Origin of the sequence: Pseudoalteromonas sp. NEC-BIFX-2020_015, assembly GCF_012952265.1 — a bacterium.
Taxonomy (GTDB): Bacteria; Pseudomonadota; Gammaproteobacteria; order Enterobacterales; family Alteromonadaceae; genus Pseudoalteromonas; species Pseudoalteromonas neustonica.
This window is the reverse complement of record NZ_JABCJL010000058.1, coordinates 1-3,074: the sequence shown is the minus strand read 5'-3', so window position 1 is coordinate 3,074 and position 3,074 is coordinate 1. Positions and strand designations below refer to the sequence as shown.

The 3,074-nt window shown below is 37.8% G+C and carries 2 protein-coding genes; both read left to right on the top strand.

Translation table 11 applies throughout. The features are described from left to right. Window positions 1-386 precede the first annotated feature (386 nt). Window positions 387-1,646: an aromatic amino acid transport family protein gene (locus tag HH219_RS21425; protein WP_169328571.1), complete on the top strand. Its 1,260-nt coding sequence runs from the start codon at window positions 387-389 to the stop codon at window positions 1,644-1,646. A 665-nt stretch (window positions 1,647-2,311) separates the two neighbouring features. Continuing rightward, a complete protein-coding gene (locus tag HH219_RS21420) occupies window positions 2,312-2,974 on the top strand; it encodes a hypothetical protein (protein WP_169328570.1) in 663 nt (220 codons plus the stop codon). Window positions 2,975-3,074 lie beyond the last annotated feature (100 nt).

Here is a 3,074-nt window from a genome sequence, read left to right as displayed (position 1 = left end):
TTTTACGTCTGCAGGAAAGTGAAAAAGCGAGCAAGGTGCAAGGTGCAAGGTGGCCAGTGTCGCTCAGGCGTTCATCTGAAAGCAACACACCCCGATATATCGGTTGTCGCGATAAATCACGACCTACATCTTACTGAGTGAACTCAAATAGTGTGTGTAATTTTACAGCTATACATATGATTTATTTTAATATGGAAACGAGTAAATCTATTTCCTCTATTTGAATTTTAATTTTGATTTCACGACTGTTTCAAATTAGTGACAGTTAGTAACTCATCAATTACAGCATATTTAGCATTATTTACTTAATTGCATCGTCAAAACCTGAAATTTTTAGCCGACTTCTATATGCTCTTGCCAAATTATTATTCTAATAGGTGAAGTGCATGAATTCTTCCACTGATGCTACGCAATTTGAGGCATCAACAACAAGCAAATCTAAATGGAATTTTCATGATACCCAGTGGGTGTTGAGTCTTTTTGGTACTGCCGTGGGGGCTGGTATTTTGTTTCTGCCAATAAATATAGGGATTGGTGGTTTTTGGCCGTTGGTGATTTTAGCTTGCTTAGCTTTTCCTATGACTTTTTTAGCTCATCGAGGTTTAGCGCGTTTTGTATTGTCGTCAAAAAATAAAGATGCAGACTTTACCGATGTAGTTGAAGAGCATTTTGGTGTCAATGCAGGGCGACTAATTTCATTATTGTACTTCTTATCAATATTTCCAATCTTACTTATTTATGGTGTAGGTTTAACCAATACAGTTGATAGCTTTATGGTAAATCAGCTCGGGATGGAGTCACCATCTCGAGCATTACTTTCAGGTGTTTTGGTAGCAGGTATGATCAGCCTAATGTTAGGTGGCGAAAAGCTAATGCTACGTGCCTTTGCAATATTGGTATACCCGTTGGTTGGCATATTATTCTTTTTATCTTTGTATTTAATTCCTAGCTGGCAAATGCCAAATATGAGTTTCCCAGAGTTTGGTAGCTTTAGCCAAACATTATGGTTATCAATTCCTATTATAGTGTTCTCTTTTAGCCATGCTGCGGCTATCTCAAGCTTTGCAAATATACAGCGAGGTCACTATGGTAAGGAAGCTACAGCTAAGTCTGAAGCGATTTTGAAGCGTACCAGCTTACTTTTAATCGTGTTTGTACTGCTGTTTGTATTTTCGTGTGTGCTTTCTTTAACATCAGAGCAAATGTTACAAGCTAAAGCACAAAATGTGTCAGTTTTATCTTACCTTGCAAATGTAACTGATAATTCATTTATAGCAACGCTAGGTCCTCTAGTTGCATTTATTGCTATTACATCTTCATTCTTGGGTCATTTTTTAGGAGCACGTGAAAGCTTTAATGGTCTTGTAACAAAGCAAACTAAATTAGACGTTAAAATAGCAGATAAGATTGGTGTTGCAATCATGTTTTTTGCAATTTGGTTTTGTGCAGTTCAAAACCCAAGCATCTTAGATATGATGGATAAGCTTTCAGGGCCAATTATTGCGATGATCTTATTCATCATGCCGATGATTGCCGTGTATAAAGTCCCCGCATTACAAAAATACCGTGGCCGCTTTAGCACCTTATTTGTATTGTTTGTCGGCGTTCTTGCCGTAATGGCATTGCTATATAGCTTTATTAGGTAACTGAAATATAGATCTAAACAGCCCCGCAAGGAAACTTAGCGGGGTTTTTAGTATTTTTAGGAGAGTTGATTTTCGAAGTGGTGGGATTGTTTATCAAATAGATGCAGTACAGAGCTCTTCGTGGCTGAAGCCATCTCCTACATGGGATTTATACTTACGGTTTTACATCTTGTAGGTCAGGCTTTAGCCTGAAAAATGTGACAGGATGAATCCCGACCTACAAAAGAACATGAATATCAAACCTCGGTGCGCTCGGTGGTGAAATTGTCTTTTTAAATAGAATTCGGTGTAGGCTTTTTCGTGGTTAAAGCCATCTCACTACAAGTGATAATTCTGACTTATATCTTACCGCTTAAATCGCCACAGCTTATGGTTTATTGTCTGTCTAGCACCTTGGTGTTTTGTAGTGTGATTATCTTTTCAAATAAAATGCAGTGTAAGATGCTTTATTATTCAAACCATTACTTATAGGTGAGATTAAAACTGAAAACAGCAGGTCAAAGTAATTAAATAGAACCACTGAGGTTTGGAGGCCCTGCGCGCTACACGGAGGATTAAAGCTCGATTTAAAGTATGTAGTTGCTCGTTATTTCTAATTTCAAGTAATTAAGTATAGACTGGATAAGTTGTATCAGTTCAACTTGTTTACTTATAAGGATATTACATTGTCGCAGTCTCTTTCGATTCCAGCCCAGCGTTGGTTATCCCTTTTATTGTGCGCAATTACCGCGGCCACGATTACAGTATTTTTAAGTAACGTCAGTTTTGTACAACAAGCCTACGCAAGCTGGGGCAGTATTTTAAATACAAGCCCCGCGCTGCATTATAGTTTCGCGCTTTTAGCAGGCATAGGCATCAAGCTAATGCTGGATAAGTTTTATATCTCCCACGCCAAACGCAGTATTGGGTTTAGTTGGAAGTACCCGCCAACTACTATTGCTATGTGGTTCTCGATAATCGCGATACTCATGTACGTGTTCATAAGTGAAAGTTACCAAGGATACTTATTGGACGATGAGCTGCTCTTTGCTAGTTTGAAGCACCTTCATATTACTCTCTTTGCATGCGTGCTGTGTATTTCGTTTCAAGAGTTGCAGGAAAAGGCCAAAAAAGTGAGTATTAAATCATGGGGATTATTATTTCTATTGTTAGGCATGTTCTTAGTTATATCTGGTTATTACGACATGCCATGGCCGCTAATTACGACATATATTTTACTTTATAGCATTGTCGTTATTTTAAGAGTGCGAACGAGTTATAGCTTTGAATTTTCAAACACTGAAAATGATACAGTTCTGGAGCTGACGAATCCCCACGAAATGAATTAAAAAAAGATGAGTAAAGGGGATCGACCTTCATGACTAATTGTGATCAAATTACTTCGCCAAAAACAACTTAAAACAATAGCCATGAAGATCACAAATATAA

Coding starts and splice junctions, on each gene's coding strand:
- HH219_RS21425 (WP_169328571.1), top strand. CDS start 387: ATGAATTCTTCCACTGATGCTACGCAATTTGAGGCATCAACAACAAGC.